General features: G+C 72.2%; 18 protein-coding genes. 8 read left to right on the forward strand and 10 right to left on the reverse strand.

Annotated elements, in window-relative coordinates; genetic code table 11:
- Positions 1-185 precede the first annotated feature (185 nt).
- From GGE06_RS20915 to GGE06_RS20925, 3 genes are read left to right on the forward strand one after another with little or no spacing between them, the layout of a single operon-like run.
- Positions 186-710, forward strand: a complete 525-nt coding sequence (locus GGE06_RS20915) for a PadR family transcriptional regulator (RefSeq protein WP_030692793.1) — start codon at positions 186-188, stop codon at positions 708-710.
- Positions 707-1,390, forward strand: a complete 684-nt coding sequence (locus tag GGE06_RS20920) for an ABC transporter ATP-binding protein (protein WP_116159079.1) — start codon at positions 707-709, stop codon at positions 1,388-1,390. Before GGE06_RS20915 ends, GGE06_RS20920 begins: the two co-directional genes overlap by 4 nt.
- Entirely contained in the window at positions 1,387-3,756 is a 2,370-nt protein-coding gene (locus GGE06_RS20925) for an FtsX-like permease family protein (RefSeq protein ID WP_184931447.1), read from the forward strand. Before GGE06_RS20920 ends, GGE06_RS20925 begins: the two co-directional genes overlap by 4 nt.
- Positions 3,757-3,846: 90 nt before the next feature.
- Here GGE06_RS20925 and GGE06_RS20930 read toward each other — a convergent pair whose 3' ends face one another.
- Positions 3,847-4,800 (reverse strand): LysR substrate-binding domain-containing protein, encoded by a 954-nt coding sequence (locus tag GGE06_RS20930; protein ID WP_116159081.1) that lies wholly within the window; start codon positions 4,798-4,800, stop codon positions 3,847-3,849.
- A 132-nt stretch (positions 4,801-4,932) separates the two neighbouring features.
- Here GGE06_RS20930 and GGE06_RS20935 point away from each other — a divergent pair, with 132 nt between their 5' ends.
- Positions 4,933-5,487 carry a peroxiredoxin gene (locus GGE06_RS20935; protein WP_116159082.1) on the forward strand — a complete coding sequence of 185 codons (555 nt, stop codon included), beginning with the start codon at positions 4,933-4,935 and terminating at the stop codon, positions 5,485-5,487.
- Between the two features lie 13 nt (positions 5,488-5,500).
- Positions 5,501-6,034 (forward strand): alkyl hydroperoxide reductase, encoded by a 534-nt coding sequence (locus tag GGE06_RS20940; RefSeq protein WP_030222466.1) that lies wholly within the window; start codon positions 5,501-5,503, stop codon positions 6,032-6,034.
- A gap of 60 nt (positions 6,035-6,094) precedes the next feature.
- On the opposite strand, the gene GGE06_RS20945 is transcribed toward GGE06_RS20940, so the two are convergent.
- The 5 genes from GGE06_RS20945 to GGE06_RS20965 all read right to left on the reverse strand — a co-directional run bounded on the left by GGE06_RS20945 (position 6,095) and on the right by GGE06_RS20965 (position 11,845).
- Complete coding sequence (locus GGE06_RS20945) at positions 6,095-6,769, reverse strand: hypothetical protein (protein WP_116159083.1); 675 nt, start codon at positions 6,767-6,769, stop codon at positions 6,095-6,097.
- Positions 6,766-8,193 carry an AI-2E family transporter gene (locus tag GGE06_RS20950; RefSeq protein WP_116159084.1) on the reverse strand — a complete coding sequence of 476 codons (1,428 nt, stop codon included), beginning with the start codon at positions 8,191-8,193 and terminating at the stop codon, positions 6,766-6,768. Before GGE06_RS20950 ends, GGE06_RS20945 begins: the two co-directional genes overlap by 4 nt.
- Positions 8,194-8,305: 112 nt before the next feature.
- A complete protein-coding gene (locus GGE06_RS20955; protein ID WP_116159085.1) occupies positions 8,306-9,016 on the reverse strand; it encodes an aggregation-promoting factor C-terminal-like domain-containing protein in 711 nt (236 codons plus the stop codon).
- 377 nt (positions 9,017-9,393) lie between these two features.
- Positions 9,394-10,719, reverse strand: a complete 1,326-nt coding sequence (gene phoH2 / locus GGE06_RS20960) for an RNA 5'-3' helicase PhoH2 (protein WP_116159086.1) — start codon at positions 10,717-10,719, stop codon at positions 9,394-9,396.
- Positions 10,720-11,083: 364 nt separating this feature from the next.
- Positions 11,084-11,845, reverse strand: a complete 762-nt coding sequence (locus GGE06_RS20965) for an isoprenyl transferase (RefSeq protein ID WP_116159087.1) — start codon at positions 11,843-11,845, stop codon at positions 11,084-11,086.
- A 111-nt stretch (positions 11,846-11,956) separates the two neighbouring features.
- Between GGE06_RS20965 and mgrA the strand changes: the two genes are divergently transcribed.
- Positions 11,957-12,994 carry an L-glyceraldehyde 3-phosphate reductase gene (gene mgrA / locus GGE06_RS20970; protein WP_184931448.1) on the forward strand — a complete coding sequence of 346 codons (1,038 nt, stop codon included), beginning with the start codon at positions 11,957-11,959 and terminating at the stop codon, positions 12,992-12,994.
- A 484-nt stretch (positions 12,995-13,478) separates the two neighbouring features.
- Here the strand turns inward: mgrA and GGE06_RS20975 are convergent, their stop codons facing one another.
- Both GGE06_RS20975 and GGE06_RS20980 read right to left on the reverse strand, forming a co-directional pair.
- The gene (locus GGE06_RS20975; RefSeq protein ID WP_116159089.1) at positions 13,479-14,972 is read right to left on the reverse strand and encodes a DUF2079 domain-containing protein; all 1,494 of its coding nucleotides are present in this window, start codon (positions 14,970-14,972) and stop codon (positions 13,479-13,481) included.
- A 60-nt stretch (positions 14,973-15,032) separates the two neighbouring features.
- Entirely contained in the window at positions 15,033-15,770 is a 738-nt protein-coding gene (locus tag GGE06_RS20980) for a prepilin peptidase (RefSeq protein ID WP_116159090.1), read from the reverse strand.
- 40 nt (positions 15,771-15,810) lie between these two features.
- Here GGE06_RS20980 and GGE06_RS20985 point away from each other — a divergent pair, with 40 nt between their 5' ends.
- A complete protein-coding gene (locus tag GGE06_RS20985; RefSeq protein ID WP_116165340.1) occupies positions 15,811-16,191 on the forward strand; it encodes a DUF192 domain-containing protein in 381 nt (126 codons plus the stop codon).
- Here GGE06_RS20985 and GGE06_RS20990 read toward each other — a convergent pair.
- Positions 16,163-17,263, reverse strand: a complete 1,101-nt coding sequence (locus GGE06_RS20990; protein ID WP_184931449.1) for a putative hexosyltransferase — start codon at positions 17,261-17,263, stop codon at positions 16,163-16,165. The genes GGE06_RS20985 and GGE06_RS20990 overlap by 29 nt on opposite strands.
- Positions 17,264-17,318: 55 nt before the next feature.
- Positions 17,319-17,681 carry a hypothetical protein gene (locus GGE06_RS20995; RefSeq protein WP_116159092.1) on the reverse strand — a complete coding sequence of 121 codons (363 nt, stop codon included), beginning with the start codon at positions 17,679-17,681 and terminating at the stop codon, positions 17,319-17,321.
- 132 nt (positions 17,682-17,813) lie between these two features.
- On the opposite strand from GGE06_RS20995, the gene GGE06_RS21000 reads away from it, so the two are divergent.
- Complete coding sequence (locus tag GGE06_RS21000) at positions 17,814-18,731, forward strand: hypothetical protein (protein WP_184931450.1); 918 nt, start codon at positions 17,814-17,816, stop codon at positions 18,729-18,731.
- Positions 18,732-18,928: the final 197 nt, after the last annotated feature.

Below are 18,928 nucleotides of genomic sequence, written 5' to 3' on the forward strand. Positions count from 1 at the left end.
CCGACGAGGCGGACAAAGGACAACCGATCACGTCTTTTCCGGACGTGAGAATCAGCACCCACGTCCAGAGGAACCGACGCTCACACGGGCCGGATGGTTGCGTGAGGGGCTGATTCCACTTAGTCACACCCGGTCGCATCGCCAGCTATACATCACACGTATACACGCCATGTATAGTTGCTTCCATGTCCATCGGTCACACCCTCCTCGGGCTCCTGGAGTCCGGACCGCGCCACGGCTACGACCTCAAGCGCGCCTTCGACGAGAAGTTCGGCCAGGACCGGCCGCTCCACTACGGCCAGGTCTACTCGACCATGTCCCGGCTCCTGAAGAACGGCCTCGTGGTCGTCGACGGCATCGAGGCCGGCGGCGGCCCGGAGCGGAAGCGGTACGCGATCACCGAGGCCGGCATCACCGATGTCGCCCAGTGGCTCGCCACCCCCGAGAAGCCCGAGCCGTACCTCCAGTCCACGCTCTACACCAAGGTCGTCCTGGCCCTGCTCACCGGCCGCGGCGCCGCCGAGATCCTCGACACCCAGCGCGCCGAGCACCTGCGCCTGATGCGCGAGCTCACCCGGCGCAAGCGCGACGGCGACCTCGCCGACCAGCTCATCTGCGACCACGCCCTCTTCCACCTGGAGGCGGACCTGCGCTGGCTGGAACTGACCGCCGCCCGCCTCGACGCGCTCGCCGAGGAGATTCGCCGATGACCTCCGCCCCGCTCCTGAGCGCGACCGGCCTGGACAAGGCCTACGGCCCGACCCCGGCGCTCGCCGGCGCCGACTTCGCCCTCCGGGCCGGCGAGGTCGTCGCCGTCATGGGCCCCTCCGGCTCCGGCAAGTCGACGCTCCTCCACTGCCTGGCCGGAATCGTGCGCCCCGACGCCGGCACCATCACCTACGACGGACGCGAACTCACCGCGCTCTCCGACGGCGCGCGCAGCGCCCTGCGCCGCACCGACTTCGGCTTCGTCTTCCAGTTCGGCCAGCTCGTCCCCGAGCTGACCTGCGTCGAGAACGTCGCCCTCCCCCTCCGCCTCAACGGCGAGAAGCGCAAGGCCGCCGAGGCCAGGGCCGTCGAGTGGCTCGCCCGCCTGGAGGTCGACGACCTCGCGGGCAAGCGCCCCGGCGAGATATCCGGCGGCCAGGGCCAGCGCGTCGCCGTCGCCCGCGCCCTCGTCACCGCCCCGCGCGTGATCTTCGCCGACGAGCCGACCGGCGCCCTCGACTCCCTCAACGGCGAGCGGGTCATGCGGCTCCTCACCGACGCCTCCCGGGACACCGGCGCCGCCGTCGTCCTCGTCACCCACGAGGCCCGGGTCGCCGCGTACTCCGACCGCGAGGTCGTCGTCCGGGACGGTTCGGTACGGGACACGGAGTGGGCCGCATGAGCCTCGGCACCTGGGCCCGCGACCTGACGCTCGGCGCCCGGTTCGCGGTCACCGGCGGCCGCTCCGGCCTGCTCCGCACCCTGCTCACCGCCACCGGCGTCGGCTTCGGCGTGGCCCTGCTGCTGCTCGCCGCCTCCTTCCCGAACATGCTCTTCCAGCGGGAGGTGCGCGAGGCGGTCCGCGCCGTCGACGGCAGCGAGCAGGTCACCTCGCCCCGCCCCGACTCCTTTCTCCACCTCGGCCGACCCACGGTCTACCGGGACCAGGCCATCAGCGGTCTGCTGCTGCAGCCCGAGGGCGACGCACCCCCGGTCCCGCCGGGCGCGTCCTCGTTCCCCGAGACCGGCGGGATGCTGGTCTCCCCCGCGCTCGGCGAACTGCTCGACTCCCCCGAGGGCGCCCTGCTCAAGAAGCGGCTCCCCTACGAGGTCGTCGGCACGATCGGCCCCGCCGGACTCATCGGCCCCGCCGAACTCCGGTACGTCGCCCACGTCGACTTCCTGAACGCCGACAACCTCGACGGACGCGGCACCCGCTACGGCTGGTCCGTGCCCGAGGAACCGATGAACGCGTTCCTGATCCTCCTCGTCGTCGTCGCCTGCGTCGTCCTGCTCCTGCCCGTACTGGTCTTCGTCGCGACCGCCGTCCGCTTCGGCGGCGAGCAGCGCGACCGGCGCCTCGCCGCGCTCCGCCTCATCGGCGCGGACACCGCCATGACCCGGCGGATCGCCGCCGGCGAGTCCCTCGCGAGCGCGCTCCTCGGCCTCCTCGTGGGCCTCGGACTCTTCGCGGCGGCCCGGCAGTTCGCGGGCACCTTCACCATCTGGGACGTCAACGCCTACCCCGCCGACGTCGTACCGATGACCGGCCTCGCCGTGCTCGTCCTCGCCGTCGTCCCGGTCGCCTCGGTCGTGGTCACCCTCTTCGCCCTGCGCGGGGTGGTGATCGAGCCCCTCGGCGTCGTAAGGACCTCCACCCCGCGCCGCCGCCGGCTGTGGTGGCGACTGCTGCTCCTCGCGGCCGGCACCGCCTTCCTCGTCCCGCTCATCGGCGACGTACAGATAAGCCAGACCAGCATCGACAGCCTGAGCGTCGCCGCCGGCACGACGCTCGTCCTCGTCGGCCTCACCACGCTCCTGCCGTGGCTCGTCGAAGCGGGCGTCAAGCGACTGCGCGGCGGCCCCGTGGCCTGGCAGCTCGCCGTCCGCAGGCTCCAGTTGAGCAGCGGCACGGCCGCCCGCGCGGTCAGCGGCATCGTCGTCGCGGCGACCGGCGCGATCGCCCTCCAGATGCTCTTCCAGGCGATGGAGACCCAGTTCACCCAGTACAGCGGCGAGGACACCTCCCGCGCCCAGATCGCGCTCGGCTTCGACGCCGGGAACGCGGACGACGCCCGCGGGAAGATCGACCGCGTCCGGCGGACCGAGGGCGTCAGCGGCGTGATCGGCGTCGTCGAGTCGCACGTGTGGCGGCCCGGTCCCCTCAAGCAGGGCGAGGAGTTCTCGCCGATGGTCGCGCTGCGGGTCGGCGACTGCGCCTCCCTCGGGGAGTTCGCCACGCTGCCCTCCTGCACCGACGGCGACGTCTTCGTGTTCCTCGCGCACGGCAAGCAGGGCAACCCGGACGACGCCTTCGTCACCAAGGCCGTCCGGCCCGGCGCCATGGTGGCCCTGAGCGACCCGCACCCGCACCCGAGCTCCCCGAAGGGCGCGAAGGGCGCCCCGGCACAGTGGCGCGTCCCCGCCGACGCCAGGACCGTCGACTCCCGCCCGGATCCGACGGGCATGTACGAGTACGGCGTCCTCGCCACCCCGAAGGCGCTCGCCGGAGCCGTCCTCGACGATCCCCGCGCCCAGGTCATGGTCCGCCTCGACCCGGCCGTGCCCGACGCCGCCGACCTCGTACGGAACACGGCGGACGCCATCGACCCGACGGCCTGGGTGCGCACCCTCAAGGACACCGAGCGCGACGCGGCCTTCTCCAGCGTCCGCACCGGCATCCTGGTCGGCTCCACCCTGACGATGCTCCTGGTGGCGGCCTCGCTCCTGGTCGCGACCCTGGAACAGCTCAGGGACCGCAAGCGGCTGCTCTCCTCGCTCGTCGCCTTCGGCACCCGGCGCTCGACCCTGAGCTGGTCGGTGCTGTGGCAGACGGCGGTGCCGATCGTCCTCGGCCTCGTCCTCGCCGTGGCGGGCGGCCTCGGCCTGGGCGTCGTCCTGCTGAAGATGGGCGGCCAGCAGGTCCAGGACTGGTGGGGCTTCCTGCCCGTCGTCGGGATCGGCCTCGGTCTGATCGCGACCGTGACGCTGCTGAGCATGCCGGTGCTGTGGCGGCTGATGCGGGCGGACGGACTGAGGACGGAGTAACCCGTCGTTCGCGCGTACGAGAAGGGGCGGGGGCGCCTGGCACCGGGGGGTGTCAGGACCCCCGCCCTTCACCCGTTTCCCTCGTACGCGTCAGGCGCCCGCTCCCACCACCCGCACCGGAAGCCCTCCCATCGCCTCCCTCAGCGCCTCCGCCAGCTCCTCGAACTCGGCGTGCCGGGCCGCGCCCGTCCGCATCGCGAGGGCGATCCGCCGCGAGGGCGCGGGTTCGGCGAACCCCCCGGTCCACAGGGCGGTGTTACGGGCGGTCTCGACGGTCACGGCGGTGCGGGGCAGCAGGGTCACCCCGAGGCCGCCGGCGACGAGCTGCACCAGCGTGGCGAGCCCGGCGGCGGTGGTGGTGACCTCGGCGCCGTCGGTGCGACCGGCCTCCCGGCAGATGTCGAGGGCCTGGTCGCGCAGGCAGTGCCCCTCGTCGAGGAGCAGCAGCCGGAGCTCCTTGAGGGCCTCGCGCGGGATGTCGTCCCGCCCGGCGAGCGGGTGCCCCTCCGGGGTGACGAGCACGAAGTCCTCGTCGAAGAGGGGAAGTTCGGTGACTCCGGGCACCCCGAGCGGCACGGCGAGCAGCAGCAGGTCGAGCCGCCCGGCGGCGAGCCCCTCCAGGAGCGAGGAGGTCTGCTCCTCGTGGACCTGGAGGTCGAGCTCGGGATAGCGGCGATGGACGAGCCGCAGGACGGTGGGCAGCAGGTACGGCGCCACGGTCGGGATCACCCCGAGCCGCAGCACCCCCGTGAACGGCGCCTGGGCGGCCTCCGCCTCCTCCATCAGCTCCGCCACCGCGTCGAGGACGGTCCGCGCCCGCACGGCGAGCCGCTCCCCCGCGGGCGAGAGCAGCACCTTCCGCGTCGTACGCTCGAGAAGCTGGACACCGAGTGCCTCTTCGAGAGCCGAAACAGCGCCCGAGAGCGCGGGCTGACTCATGCCGATGGCGGCCGCCGCATCACGGAAGTGCAGATGCTCGGCGACGGCCACGAAGGCCCTGAGCTGGGAGATGCTGGGCTGCTTCGTGCGCCGGACGGAAACCACTGATAACCACCTTCGATCAACATGACCGAGTCTAGCTATTTCACTGATCAATGCACCCCGTGCCAGTATGTGAGACGTCCAACCCCCACGGAAGACCCCAAAAGGGACCCTTCCTGTCTGCAAGGAGAGCGCGTGCTCACTGTCGGTGACAAGTTCCCCACCTACGACCTGACCGCCTGCGTGTCGCTGGAGAGCGGCAAGGAGTTCGAGCAGATCGACCACAAGGCCTACGAGGGCAAGTGGCGCGTGGTGTTCTTCTGGCCGAAGGACTTCACCTTCGTCTGCCCGACCGAGATCGCCGCGTTCGGCAAGCTGAACGACGAGTTCGCCGACCGTGACGCCCAGATCCTCGGTGTCTCCGGTGACTCGGAGTTCGTGCACCACGCCTGGCGCAAGGACCACGCCGACCTGCGTGACCTGCCCTTCCCGATGCTGGCCGACTCGAAGCACGAGCTCATGCGCGACTGCGGCGTCGAGGGCGAGGACGGCTTCGCCCAGCGCGCCGTCTTCATCGTCGACCCGAACAACGAGATCCAGTTCACGATGGTGACCGCCGGCTCCGTCGGCCGTAACCCCAAGGAGGTCCTGCGGGTCCTCGACGCCCTGCAGACCGACGAGCTCTGCCCGTGCAACTGGAACAAGGGCGAGGGCACCCTCGACGCCGCCGCCCTCCTCGCCGGCGAGTAAGGGCGGACCTGACATGGCTCTCGACGAACTGAAGTCCGCCATACCGGACTTCGCCAAGGACCTGAAGCTGAACCTCGGTTCGGTCATCGGCAACAGCGACCTCCCGCAGCAGCAGCTGTGGGGCACCGTCCTCGCCTGCGCGATCGCCTCGCGCTCGCCGAAGGTGCTCAAGGAGCTGGAGCCCGAGGCCCAGGCGAACCTGAAGCCCGAGGCGTACCAGGCCGCCAAGTCCGCCGCCGCGATCATGGCGATGAACAACGTCTTCTACCGGACCCGGCACCTGCTGTCGGACCCCGAGTACGGGACGATGCGCGCCGGCCTGCGGATGAACGTCATCGGCAACCCGGGCGTCGAGAAGGTCGACTTCGAGCTGTGGTCGCTGGCCGTCTCCGCGATCAACGGCTGCGGCCAGTGCCTGGACTCGCACGAGCAGGTCCTGCGCCAGGCCGGTGTCGACCGCGCCACGATCCAGGAGGCCGTCAAGATCGCCGCGGTGATCCAGGCGGTCGGCGTCACGCTCGACGCGGAAGCGGTCCTCGCCGAGTAGGACACGTCCGTACGAGAAGGGCCCCGGGGCTTCGCGCCCCGGGGCCCTTCCGTCGTTCCGTCACTTCTTGAGCGCCGCCATGACGGCCAGCACGTCCTGGGTCATCGGGACGTCGATCCCCGTGAGGTCGAGCGGCTTGGAATCGCCGAGCGGGTTCCCGTCCGCGTCCGTGCTGTACTGCCGGTAGACGTTCAGCGCGATCTCGACCTGGCCGTCGAGGACCCGCATCTCCCCGCCCTCGCCCCCGCGGCCGTCGAAGAAGGCCGCCTCCCCGAGGCCGCCTATCGGCGTGGTGAGGTCGTAGTACTTCGACCGTGCCGCGAACTCCGGCCCCGGGTCCGTCGCCTTGTGCAGGGTGTACGTGAGGGAGGCGCTGTACCCCGACTCCGGCGGGCCGAAGGTGGTCTCGCAGGACGACTCGTACACCGCCGGATCGTCCAGCTCGGGCCCGACGCCGTCCTGGCTCCGCTTCCCGAGGATCCCGCCGAGCGCCTTCAGCTTCGCCACCTCGCAGAGCTTCACCTCCTGCGGGTAGCCGCCGAGGTCGACGCCCGGTTCCTTCCTCTGCCCGTACGCGTACAGTCCCCCGCCCCACACCGCCGAGGCGAGCACCGCGCCGCCGAGCGCCCACAGCCAGGGGCTGCGGGGCCGGGGCCGGCGCGGCGGCGGTGCCTCGGTGAGCACCTCCGGGGCGTCGAACTCCTCGCCGCCCTCGAGCTCCGGCTCGGATATCACTTGGCCTCCGCCTCGATCGCGCCCGGCGCGGGGACCGGCGCCACGGCGAAGGCCGTCGCGCCGCGCGGTTCGGGGGTGCTGCGGAGGGCCTGTTCGGTGGTGTACGCGCGCAGGTAGCCGACGACCGTGTTGAGGACGGCGACCAGGGGCACGGCGACGACGGCGCCGCCGATGCCGGCGGTGAGGCCGCCGGCGGCGACGGCGAGGACGACGGCGAGCGGATGGACGCGGACGGCCCGGCCGAGGATGAAGGGCTGGAGGATGTGGCCTTCGATCTGCTGCACGGCGAGGACGACGACGAGCACCATGAGGGCGGTGAACACGCCGTTGGTGACGAGGGCGACCACGCAGGCGAGGGCGCCGGAGATGACGGCGCCGACGAGCGGGATGAAGGCGAAGAGGAAGATGAAGACGGCGAGCGGGACGGCCATCGGCACGTCGAGGAACCAGAGTCCGAGGCCGATGAAGACGGCGTCGATGAGGGCGACGAGGACCGTGCCGCGCACGTAGGCGGTGAGGGTGCGCCAGGCGCGCGGCCCCGCGCCGGCGACGCCGGGCCGGGCCTGGGCGGGCACCAGCTTGAGCGTCCACTCCCAGACCTTCTTCCCGTCGTAGAGCAGGAAGAGGGTGCAGAACATGGCGAGCAGGATGCCGGTCATGGCCTCCACGATGACGGTGACGCCCTGGAGCCCGACGGAGGTGATCTGCTCGGCGTTGGCGCCGATGGCCTCGCTGAGGTTCTTGGCGATCTCGTTGATCTGCTGCTCGGTGACGTGGAAGGGGCTGTCGAGCAGCCAGTGCTTGAGCTCCTCGATGCCGTCCTTGACGCGGTCGGAGAGGTTGTCGACGTTGTCCATGACCTGCCAGACCACGAACCAGCCGACCAGGCCCATGACGACGAAGCCGGAGACGGCGGTGACGGCGGTGGCGAGGCCGCGGGGCAGACCCTTGCGGCGCAGCATGGCGACGGTGGGCTGGAGCAGGGCGGTGATGAGGAGCGCGGCGACGAAGGCGAGGACGACCAGCTGGACGGAGCTGATCACCTTCATCAGCACCCAGACGGTGCCGGCGAGGACGAGCAGCCGTACGCCCGCCTCGGCGGCCACGCGCAGGCCCCAGGGGATGGCGGCGGCGGGGTCGGGGCGGGCGGCGACGGCCGGTGCGTAGGAGGGGGGCGCGGGGACGGAGCGGCCGGGCTCGGCGGTCGTGGCGGTCTCGGCCTCCGGGAGGGGCGCGGCGCTCTCGGGGGTGACGTCCGGCGGTGCGGGGGCAGCCGGAGCCTCGTGCGGGACCTCGTGCGGGGTCGCGTACGGGGGGTCGAGCGGATCGTCCCGTTCCGCCTCGGCCCGGCGCTCGTCGAGGCGTTCACCCATGCGGCTCAGGCTCTCGCCGAGCCGACCCAGCAACCCTGGCACTCTGGACATCTCTTTCTCCTTCCCCCGCAGGTCCCACCCCGCCCGTTCCTCTTCGGGAACCTACACGCAAGAAGCCCCCCACCGTAGGACGGCGAGGGGCTCTCGGAGGTTGAGCGCGGTACTAGTACCAGCGGTTGGCCTGCCAGAAGGACCAGGCGCCACACGGGCTGCCGTAGCGGCCGTCCATGTAGTTGAGGCCCCACTTGATCTGGGTGGCGGGGTTGGTCTGCCAGTCGGCGCCGGCGGAGGCCATCTTGTAGCCGGGGAGGGCCTGCACGAGACCGTAGGCGCCCGAAGAGGCGTTGGTCGCGCGGTAGTTCCAGCCGGACTCGTGTTCCACGATGTTGCTGAAGCACGAGAACTGGTCGGACGGCATCATCTGCCGGGCCATCGCCTTGACCTCGGCGATGCTGTAGGAGCCCTGCGCGGCGAAGGAGCTGGCGCTGCGGATGGAGGAACGGTTGGCGCGCTCCTCGGCCTCCTTGCGCTCCTTCTCGGCCTTGGCCTCGGCGGCGGCCTTGTCGGCGGCCTCCTTCTTCGCCTCGGCGTCCTTGGCGGCGCGGATGCGGGCCGCTTCCTCCGCGGACTTCTTCAGGGAGGCGTCGGCCGCGGCGGCCTGGGCGTCGGCCTGCTCCGAGAGGGAGGAGACCTGTACCTGGGCCTGCTCCCCCGCGGGGATGTCCGCGAGCAGCGTGGTGTCGGCCGCGGTGGCTTCGAAGTTGTCGTCCGAGGCCTGGGCGGTGTTGCCCGTGGCAACACCGGCGATGGCGCCGACAGTGGTGACCGCAGTGGCCGAAGCCACCGCGAATCCCCGGACCGAGATCCGGCTCACACGGTTTCCTTCCAGCACGCCCGCACAGGTGACCACGCGGGCGAAATCTTGCCCCTGGCACTGGTCTCCGACGTACGGGGTCACAGAAGACACGGGCCCGTGGTGCTGTGGGCGGCATACGGCGACGGCTGTGGAGTTGTGTGGTGCGGTGCGCACCCTTGAGGGTGCACGTGTGCCGTATGCGGGGCCTGACGGAAGCAAGACTCTGCCGGACGGCGACGCCGCAAGGCAATTCCGTGTTGCGTGTGAAAGCTCACACCTGGGTGGACGCAAGGGATTTGGCGGATACCGGCGACAGCAGGGCGCCGCCCGGCTAAGCTCCTGCGCTTTGCCGGGCGGCGCCAACTCCCGTACCCCTACAGAAGGGTACGAACCGGTCAGATCGACACGTCCTCCAGCATCTCCGTCACGAGCGCGGCGATCTGGGAGCGCTCGGAGCGGGTGAGGGTGACGTGGGCGAAGAGCGGATGCCCCTTCAGCTTCTCGACCACGGCGACGACTCCGTCGTACCGGCCGACCCGGAGGTTGTCGCGCTGGGCGACGTCATGGGTCAGCACGACCCGCGAATTCGCCCCGATGCGGGACAGAACGGTCAACAGGACGTTCCGCTCCAGGGACTGGGCCTCGTCCACGATGACGAACGCGTCGTGGAGGGAGCGGCCCCGGATGTGGGTGAGCGGCAGGACCTCCAGCATCCCGCGGCCGAGCACCTCCTCGATGACCTCGCGGCTCGCGACCGAGGACAGCGTGTCGAAGACCGCCTGGGCCCACGGGCTCATCTTCTCGGACTCGCTGCCCGGCAGGTATCCGAGCTCCTGGCCGCCGACCGCGTACAGCGGGCGGAAGACCATCACCTTCTGGTGCTGACGGCGCTCCAGGACCGCCTCCAGGCCCGCGCAGAGCGCGAGCGCGGACTTGCCGGTGCCGGCCCGGCCGCCCATGGAGATGATGCCGACGTCCGGGTCGAGGAGCAGGTCGAGCGCGATCCGCTGCTCGGCGCTGCGGCCGTGCAGCCCGAAGGCCTCCCGGTCGCCGCGGACGAGCCGCACGTTGCCCTCGGCGGTGACCCGGCCGAGCGCCTTGCCGCGCTCGGACTGGAGCACCAGTCCCGTGTGGACCGGGAGCTCGGCGGCCTCCGGCACGTACAGCGTGTGCTGCTCGAAGAGCAGGTCCACCTGCTCGCCGGAGAGGGCGAGCTCGGACATCCCGGTCCAGCCGTTGGCGTCCGTGATGGCGAGCTCGGCGCGGTACTCCTCGGCGAGGAGCCCGACCGACGAGGCCTTGATGCGCAGCGGCAGGTCCTTGGAGACGACCGTGACGTCGTACCCCTCCGCCTGGAGGTTGCGCGCGACCGCGAGGATCCGTGAGTCGTTGTCCCCCAACCTGTAGCCGGCGGGCAGGACGCCGGGGTCGGAATGGTTGAGTTCGACACGCAGGGTGCCGCCCAGCTCCCCGACGGGGAGGGGGGCGTCGAGGCGTCCGTACCGGACCCGGAAGTCGTCGAGCAGGCGCAGCGCCTGCCGGGCGAAGTAGCCGAGTTCGGGATGGTGCCGCTTGGCCTCCAGCTCCGTCACCACGACGATCGGGAGCACCACCTCGTGCTCCTCGAAGCGCGAGACGGCGTTGGGGTCGGCCAGCAGGACGCTGGTGTCGAGAACATAGGTGCGCCGGTCGGAAAGGCGGCGCTTCGTGCTGGTCACCACGGAAGGACAGACCCCCTCTGAAGACCCCTGTGAGGTCGGGGTGCGACGGAACCGGTGTCGCTGCGGAATGGGACCGGGCTCAGGCCGCGATGCGCGGGCCGAACCACGGCCCTCCGCTTCTCCCGTACGTGTCCCGCACGGTCGTCCTGGTGCAAGGGGCCTCCCGGGTGGCGGTCTCCGTGCCGCTCACTTCACTGGGGATATGCCCTCGAACACCCACTGCCATGCCATGGCATATGACGACGTGTTCATGAACACGAGATGATCGGTTCCGACCGGGGATGGCCGACTGCGAGGTCAGGTCCCGTGGCGCCCGGGTTCCGTGGTGCCCGGGTCCCGTGGCGCCCGGGTTCCGTGACGGCGCTCAGGTTCCGTAGCGCCGGTGCCGGGCCGCGTAGTCGCGCAGCGCGCGCAGGAAGTCGACCTTCCGGAAGGCCGGCCAGTGGACCTCGCAGAAGTAGTACTCGGAGTGGGCGCTCTGCCACAGCATGAATCCGGACAGCCGCTGCTCGCCGCTGGTGCGGATCACCAGGTCCGGGTCGGGCTGACCGCGCGTGTAGAGGTGCTCCGAGATGTGCTCGACGTCGACGATCTCGGCGAGCTCCTCGAAGCTCGTCCCCCGCTCCGCGTGCTCCAGGAGCAGCGAGCGGACGGCGTCCGCGATCTCCTGCCGGCCGCCGTAGCCCACGGCGACGTTCACGAGTATCCCGGTGTTGGTGCGGGTGGCCTCCTCGGCCTCCTTCAGCACCGACTGCGTACGGGAGGGCAGCAGGTCCATCGTGCCGACGTGGTGCACCCGCCAGCGGCCGTCGGCGGCCAGCGCGCGCACGGCGTTCTCGATGATGCCGAGCAGCGGGACGAGCTGCTCCTCGGGGCGGTTCAGGTTGTCCGTGGAGAGCATCCAGAGCGTGACGACCTCGACGTCCGTCTCGGAACACCAGCCGAGCAGCTCCTGGATCTTGTCCGCGCCGGCCTTGTGTCCCTGCTCGGGGGTCCCGCCGGACGCCTTGGCCCAGCGACGGTTCCCGTCGAGGATGACCCCGATGTGCTTGGGCACCTGGGTGTGGTCGAGGCGGCCTTCCACCCGGCGTGCGTAGAGCCCGTACACCAGGTCGCGCAGGTTCACTGTTCTTTACCCCTCCATGCAGTGTCGGCCCCCCGAGGCCGCCACATTACTGCGGACGGGCAGCGAGCTCACAGGCCGGGACTGTCACAAGTCCGTGATAAGCAGAGATACGTGACTGATTCCCCCCTCTACCGCGCCTCCGCGGACCGCTACGACGCCATGGAGTACCGCCGCACGGGCCGCTCCGGCCTCAAGCTCCCGGCGATCTCCCTCGGCCTCTGGCACAACTTCGGCGACGACAAGGCCCTCGGCACGCAGCGCGCGATCCTGCGCCGCGCCTTCGACCTCGGCGTCACCCACTTCGACCTGGCGAACAACTACGGGCCGCCGCCCGGCTCCGCCGAGCTGAACTTCGGCAAGATCTTCGCCCAGGACTTCGCGCCCTACCGCGACGAGCTGATCATCTCGACCAAGGCCGGCTACGAGATGCACCCCGGCCCCTACGGCGAGTGGGGCTCCCGCAAGTACCTGATGTCCTCGCTCGACGCCTCCCTGAAGCGGATGGGCCTCGACTACGTCGACATCTTCTACTCGCACCGCTTCGACCCGCACACCCCGCTGGAGGAGACGATGGGGGCCCTCGCCTCCGCCGTCCAGCAGGGCAAGGCGCTGTACGTCGGCGTCTCCTCGTACAACAGCGAGCAGACCGCCGAGGCCGCGCGGATCCTCCAGGACATGGGCGTCCGGCCGCTCATCCACCAGCCCTCGTACTCCATGATCAACCGGTGGACCGAGGAGGACGCCCTCCTCGACACCCTGGAGGCGGCCGGCATGGGCTGCATCTCCTTCGTCCCGCTCGCGCAGGGCCTGCTCACCAACAAGTACCTGAAGGGCATCCCGGCGGGCTCGCGGGCCACCCAGGGCAAGTCCCTCGACCCGAACCTGCTCTCCGACGAGGTGCTGCGGCGGCTGCGCGGCCTCGCCGACATCGCCCAGCGGCGCGGGCAGACCCTCGCCCAGCTGGCGCTGTCGTGGGTGCTGCGGGACGAGCGGATGACCTCGGCGCTGATCGGCGCGTCCAGCGTCGCCCAGCTGGAGGAGAACGTGGCCGCGCTCGCGGGCGCGCCGCTGACGGACGAGGAGCTCAAGGAGATCGACTCGTTCGCCGTGGACACCGCCGGCACGAACATCTGGGCGGGCCGGGGCTGAGGCCCCGGCGGGCCGGTCCGGGCCGACGGTCCCGTCGGCCCCCGGGCAAGAAAACGGGCCGGTCCGTGGGGGGGATACGGACCGGCCCGAGGGGGGGTTTCCACCATAACCCTTCGATAGTCGTCTTGCGCGCCACGCGCGCCGAACGAACGGCCTCCAATTCCCCGGAACCCAAGCGGCACAAGGGCTCCGAGGCCCCGTGGCGGGTTTGCGCCCCGGCGTGGCGGCGGGGTTCCGTCCCTCCGAAGAGGGACCTCACGGCGTTGACGCGAGGGGACGCGGTGGGGCCACGGGGCGGGCGGCTTCGCGGTGGGTCGGACGGGCGCGGACGGGCGGAGGTCCGGCAGGTCGGACGGGCTCCGGCTGGTGGATCTCCGGCAGGTCGGACAGGCTCCGGCTGGTGGATCTCCGGCAGGTCGGCCAGGCTCGGGCTGGTGGCTTTCCGGCAGGTCGGCCGCCGGTTCGGCGGGCGGCTTTCGGCAGGTCAGCGGCCGGTTCGGCGGTGCAGGAGCGTGATCCCGTCCCGCCGGGCGACGACCTCGTAGCCGTACGTCCGGGTCGCGGCCTCCAGCTCCGCCTTCTGCCGCTCCAGCGAGTAGGGCCAGTGGCCCGAGGGGTACGGCCAGGCTTCGGGCGCCCGCTCGTCGTGGACGATCCACGCGGCCGTCGGCGCCGGGATGTGCGGGACGTCGTACCGGTAGAGCTCGCCGCCCACCGGGAACGTCGGGAAGAGGACGACCGTGCAGCGCGCGGTGAGCTGCGGCGCGAGCCGGTTGGAGGCGGCGACGGTGGCCCCGTCGGGGATGCGGGCGAGCAGCGCGCGGGCCGCCTCGATGTGCGGGGTGGTGCGCCAGGTGGCCCGCTGGGCGAGCTGGGCCAGCGGGAACGACGGCAGCAGGACGACGGTCACGGCGAGGACGGTCGCGAGGACGGCCCGCAGCTCGCGCCGGGACTTGCCCCCGAGCACGTCGACGAGGCCGGCGAAGACGACCGGCATCAGGATCGCGCTGTAGTGGAAGGCCGTGCCCCAGTGGAAGCCGTTCTCGGAGAGCAGCCGCCAGCCGAGCGTGGGGACGGCGATCAGCGCGAGCGGTGAGCGGAGCGCGAGCAGCGCGGACGGCGCGAAGACCAGGATCAGGGTGACCGCCTTGACCTCGGGGCGGAGCACGTCGAGCGGGGCGTGCGCGAGAGTGGAGAGCAGGGAGCCCTGCGCGTCGGCGAGGTTGCCGCCGTGGGCGTAGCCGCCGCCGGGGTTGAAGGCCGGCAGCAGGACCTCGACCTCCAGGACCGAACCGAGGACGCCGACGGCGGCGGTGACGAGCCCGAGGCGGCGGGGCCCCTTGAGGGCGGTGTACGCGCCGACGGCGGCGAGCGTGAACCCCAGGTCCTCCTTGACCAGCAGCAGGGGCGCCGCCCAGGCGACGGCCTGCCGCCACCTCCGCGTGGCGAGCGCTTCGAGGGAGAACGAGAGCAGCGGGACGGCGAGCGCGACCTCGTGGAAGTCGAAGGCGGCGGCGGAGGCGACGCCCCAGCTCAGCCCGTACCCGACGGCGACGGTGTGCGCGGCCGCGGGCCCGAGGACGGCCTCGGCGCGACGGGCGAGGGGGACGACGGCGAGGGCGAGCAGCGCGGACTGGGCGAGCAGCAGGCAGAGCGGGGAGGGCCAGAGCCGGTAGAGGGGGGCGAGGGCGGCGAGCAGGGGGTGGAAGTGGTCGCCGAGGAGGTTGAACCCCTCGCCGCGCAAGGGGGCGACGGGTGCCCTGAGTTCGGCGTAGGCGCGGACGGCCTGCTCGAAGATGCCGAGGTCGTAGCCGGTGGTGCGCAGGAGCTGGTGCCGGCGCACGGCGACGGTGGCGTAGAGGAGGAAGAGGGCGGCGGCCCAGATCCAGGGGATGGGCCGGGGGCGGCGGTACCAGGGAGTCGGGGCCGGTGCGGGAGCCGCGCCCGTTACGGGGGTTTCATTCGCAATTGTCCGCATGTGCGGCGATGCTAGGGGCGGTCCTTCCGGGCACGGCGGTGAACGCGCCGAGGCGGGTCCTCACGGCACGGCGGTGAACGCGCCGAAGAGGAGGCCGAGCAGGGCGCCCCCGAGCATGAAGGGGCCGAAGGGGATCGCCGAGGAGCGGCCGGCGCGGCGCAGCAGCATCAGCCCGAGGCCGTACACCGCGCCGAGGAGGAAGCCCGCGAAGGCCCCGGCGAAGAGCACGCCCCAGCCGTACCAGCCGAGGGCGGCGCCCAGCGGGACCGCCAGTTTCACGTCGCCGAAGCCGAGCCCGCTGGGGTTGATCCAGAACAGCACCAGATAGGCCCCGCCGAGGGCGAGCCCGCCGAGTACCGCGTGGATCCAGGAACCGGCCTCGTACGGGAGGAGTTCGGCGCCGCCGAGGAGCAGCGGGACGGCGGCGGCGAGCGGCAGGGTGAGCCCGTCCGGAAGCCGGTGCACGCGCGCGTCCACGCAGGCGAGGAGGACGGCGAAGGGCGCGCCGAGCAGCCAGACCGCCAGCTCGGGCCGGGGCCCGCCGGTGGCGGCGGCGAGCGCGGCGCAGGCGAGGGCGGTGAGCAGGGGTGCGACGTACGGGCTCGGGGTGGTCGCGCAGGCCTGCCGTCCGGGGCCGCCGAGCCAGCCGCGCCCGGGCCCGGCCAGGACGTGTCCGGCGGGGCAGCGGTCCCGCCACGGCTCCTCCGGCTCCACGGAGAGCCGGTACGCGGCCCGGGGCACGAGCAGCCCGACGGCGGCCCCCCACAGGGCGGCGACGGTGATCAGCGTGACGTACACGGACGAGACCCTAGGCGCCGGGGCCGCTACGGTCTGCCGCATGGGGAAATGGGTGGACGGGACGGGGACGTTGGCGGTGGCCGCCGGGGAGATCCCGCTGGAGGTGGCGGCCTCGTACCGGGCGCGGCGGCGGGGACTGCTCGGCCGGGACGGGATCGCGGGGGCGCTGCTCATCGTCCGGACGAACAGCGTGCACACCTTCGGCATGCGCTTCCCGATCGACGTGGCCTATCTGGACGGCTCGTTCACGGTCCGGTCGGTGGTGACGATGGTGCCGGGGCGGCTCGGGATGATCCGGCCGCGCGGCCGGCACGTCCTGGAGGCGGAGGCGGGCGCGATGGCGGGGTGGGGACTGGAACCGGGGGTACGCGTGCGCGTGTCAGGGGAACAGGTCACGGAGGACCCGAACCGAGCAGTGTGAACGCCCCGTAGGCACCGGAGGCGAGCGCGAGCCCGGCGAGGACGGGCACGGCGATGCGCGTCCGCACGCGCGCGAGGGCCACGGCGGGCGGGAGGAGGAGCCCGAAGGCGGGCATCATCAGGCGCGGCCGGGAGCCGAAGTAGGCGGCGCCGACGAGGGAGACGAACACGACGCCGATCGTGTAGACGAGCAGCGGCAGCGGCTGCCGCTGCCGCACGCACAGCGCGACCAGCCAGCCGAGCAGCGCGAGCGCCGCGCACAGGCCGAGGGCGGCGGGCCACGGCAGGCCCGCGATGAACGCGGCGAGGGCGACACCGAAGTCGATGGAGTTGCCCCAGGCGGCCTGGACGTCGAAGTAGGCGGTCGGGCTGCCCTGGCGGACGCCGACGTAGGCGACGTACGCGAGCCAGCCCAGCGGCGCGATGAGCACTCCCGCGAGGGTGGACCAGGGCAGCCTTCTGTCCCGTACGAGGGTCACGAGGGCCGTGATGCCGAGGGCGGCGATCAGCGCGGCGGCCGTCGGCCGGGTGAGGCCCGCGGCCGAGCACAGGACACCGGCGAGGATCCAGCGCCCGCGCAGCACGGCGTACAGCGACCAGGCGGCGAAGGCGGTGAACAGGGTCTCCGTGTACGCCATGGACTGGACGAACGCGGTCGGGTACACGCCCCAGAGCACGGCGAGGAGGACGCCGGCCCTCCTCCCGGCGACGTGGTCACCGCACCTGAAGATGCCCCAGGCGGCGGCGAGCCCGGCCGTCCAGGAGACGAGGAGTCCGGCGGTGGCCGCGTCGACCGGCAGGACGGCGGACAGGCCGCGCTCCAGGGCGGGGAGGAGCGGGAAGAAGGCGAGGTCGGAGTGGACGTCGCCGTTCGGCAGGGTGACCTGGTACCCGTACCCGTGCTCGGCGATCCGCACGTACCAGACGGAGTCCCAGCGCCCCTTGAGCCGGTGCAGGCCGTCCTCGCCGGTCGCGGCGGCGGCGACGGCGAGGACGACGAGACCGACGACACGAGTGGCGGCATAGCCGCCGAGGGCGGCGAGGGTGGAGCGGTCGGGCCTGGTCAGGGGCATGCACCCGATTATCCGGGGGCGTCCGTCCGGATCGGCCGAGGGTCTTGTACGGGGCTCACCCGAGGGGCCTTATACGGACGAACTTCGCGGCCATGACGGGACCGAGCTGCTCGACGATGGCGTGCCCGGGCTCGTGCGGCGAGGGCAGGTCGCCGAGGAACGACGTCACGATGACCTCGTCGATCCCGAGCACGCCACGCGCGCTCTGCTCCTCCAGGAAGTCGAGCGTCCGCCGCCAGTCGGCGGCGCCGGGGGCCTCTCCGAGGAAGGAGCGGACGGTGTCCTGGACGACGTCCCAGAAGAACACGTGCGGCTGGACACCGCCCTGATGGAAGACATGGGTCTCGTACACGCCCCGGAACTCGGGAATCCGGGTGACGAGGTCACTGACCAACTGCACGCTCACGGTCGCCGTCATCTGTCCAGAATGCTCCTGCTGAACGGGGTTGTCCCACCGGATCCCGCCGGATTTACGCTTTCCTGGCGACGTCTTTCGCCTGGTTTTCCACAGGGGGTGCGAAGTGTCCCTCTTCCGTGGATCGTTGGGCGTATGTACGAGTTGGCGATCCTCGCCAGGGGCGGGGTCCTCCTGACGGCCTGGGCGGTCGCGGCGGGCCGGCCGCCGGGCCGGCTGGCCGGACGGCTGCGCCGTGACGGCTGGCAGCGGATCTGCCGGGGCGCCTGGGCGGCCCCGGGGAGGGAGGTGGACTGGCGGCTGAGGGCGACGGCCCTCCAGTTCCTGCGCCCGGAACTGGTGTGCAGCCACGGGACGGCGGCGCGGCTGCACCGCATCGAACGGCTGGGAGCGGACGCGGGCGACCCCCTGGAGTTCACGGCTCCGCCCCCGACCCGCTCGGCGCGCGGCGAGGACATACGCGTCCACGGCACGACGTTCCTCACGCCCCGGGACTGGTCGAACCGGCGGGGGCTGCGGACGACGACCCCGGCGCGGACGGTCGGCGACCTGATACGGGCGTCGGGCACCCGCGAGGAGGCGGTGGTCGCCGCGGACTCGGCGCTCGCCCGGCGGGCGGTCGAGGGGGTACGGCGCGAGGCGCTCGTCCGGTACGAGGACCTCGCCGCCGAACTCGCCGCGCCCCGCCGGGGAGCGGCCCGCGCGAGGACCTGGCTGCGCCTGACGGAACCGGCGTCGGGCTCACCGGCGGAGACGGTGGCGAGGCTGCGGATGCGGGACGCGGGCTGGCTCCCCGAGTCCCAGCCCACCCTCCTCACCGCCGCGGGCCGGCCCCTGCGCCCGGACTTCCTCTTCCGGGCGGCGGGCCTGGCGGTGGAGATCGAGGGCCACGCCTTCCACGGCACCCGCCGAGCCCACGAACGGGACGTCGCCCGCTTCAACGCGCTCCAGTCCTGCCCGGAGATCCGCCGCGTGCTGCGCTTCACGGCGAGGGAGGTGTTCCGCCACCCGGACCGGATGACGGCGACGATCCGGGCGGCGCTGAGCCTGTGAAACCCCTGTCCCGGGGGCGCGGGACGGGGAACGGAGCTCCGGCGCGGACCCGAACCCTCTTGCGGGGCAACCGGAGCTCACCGGGCCCACGGTCCCCACCACTTCGGTGGCAGCGGGTCCGCCGGCGCCGACGTCGGCTGGTCAGGGTGCAGACCGAGCCGCTGAAGAGCGTCAGCGCGGAAGCGGACGGCGATCGT

It is taken from the genome of Streptomyces nymphaeiformis, assembly GCF_014203895.1.
Classification (GTDB): domain Bacteria; phylum Actinomycetota; class Actinomycetes; order Streptomycetales; family Streptomycetaceae; genus Streptomyces; species Streptomyces nymphaeiformis.

Excerpts from the sequence above, each read along its gene's own strand:
- GGE06_RS20990 (WP_184931449.1), bottom strand. The coding sequence starts at position 17,263 with ATGCCCCTGACCAGGCCCGACCGCTCCACCCTCGCCGCCCTCGGCGGC.
- GGE06_RS20915 (WP_030692793.1), top strand. The coding sequence starts at position 186 with ATGTCCATCGGTCACACCCTCCTCGGGCTCCTGGAGTCCGGACCGCGC.
- GGE06_RS20975 (WP_116159089.1), bottom strand. The coding sequence starts at position 14,972 with ATGCGGACAATTGCGAATGAAACCCCCGTAACGGGCGCGGCTCCCGCA.
- GGE06_RS21000 (WP_184931450.1), top strand. The coding sequence starts at position 17,814 with ATGTACGAGTTGGCGATCCTCGCCAGGGGCGGGGTCCTCCTGACGGCC.
- GGE06_RS20925 (WP_184931447.1), top strand. The coding sequence starts at position 1,387 with ATGAGCCTCGGCACCTGGGCCCGCGACCTGACGCTCGGCGCCCGGTTC.
- GGE06_RS20950 (WP_116159084.1), bottom strand. The coding sequence starts at position 8,193 with ATGTCCAGAGTGCCAGGGTTGCTGGGTCGGCTCGGCGAGAGCCTGAGC.
- GGE06_RS20940 (WP_030222466.1), top strand. The coding sequence starts at position 5,501 with ATGGCTCTCGACGAACTGAAGTCCGCCATACCGGACTTCGCCAAGGAC.
- GGE06_RS20985 (WP_116165340.1), top strand. The coding sequence starts at position 15,811 with ATGGGGAAATGGGTGGACGGGACGGGGACGTTGGCGGTGGCCGCCGGG.
- GGE06_RS20920 (WP_116159079.1), top strand. The coding sequence starts at position 707 with ATGACCTCCGCCCCGCTCCTGAGCGCGACCGGCCTGGACAAGGCCTAC.
- GGE06_RS20995 (WP_116159092.1), bottom strand. The coding sequence starts at position 17,681 with ATGACGGCGACCGTGAGCGTGCAGTTGGTCAGTGACCTCGTCACCCGG.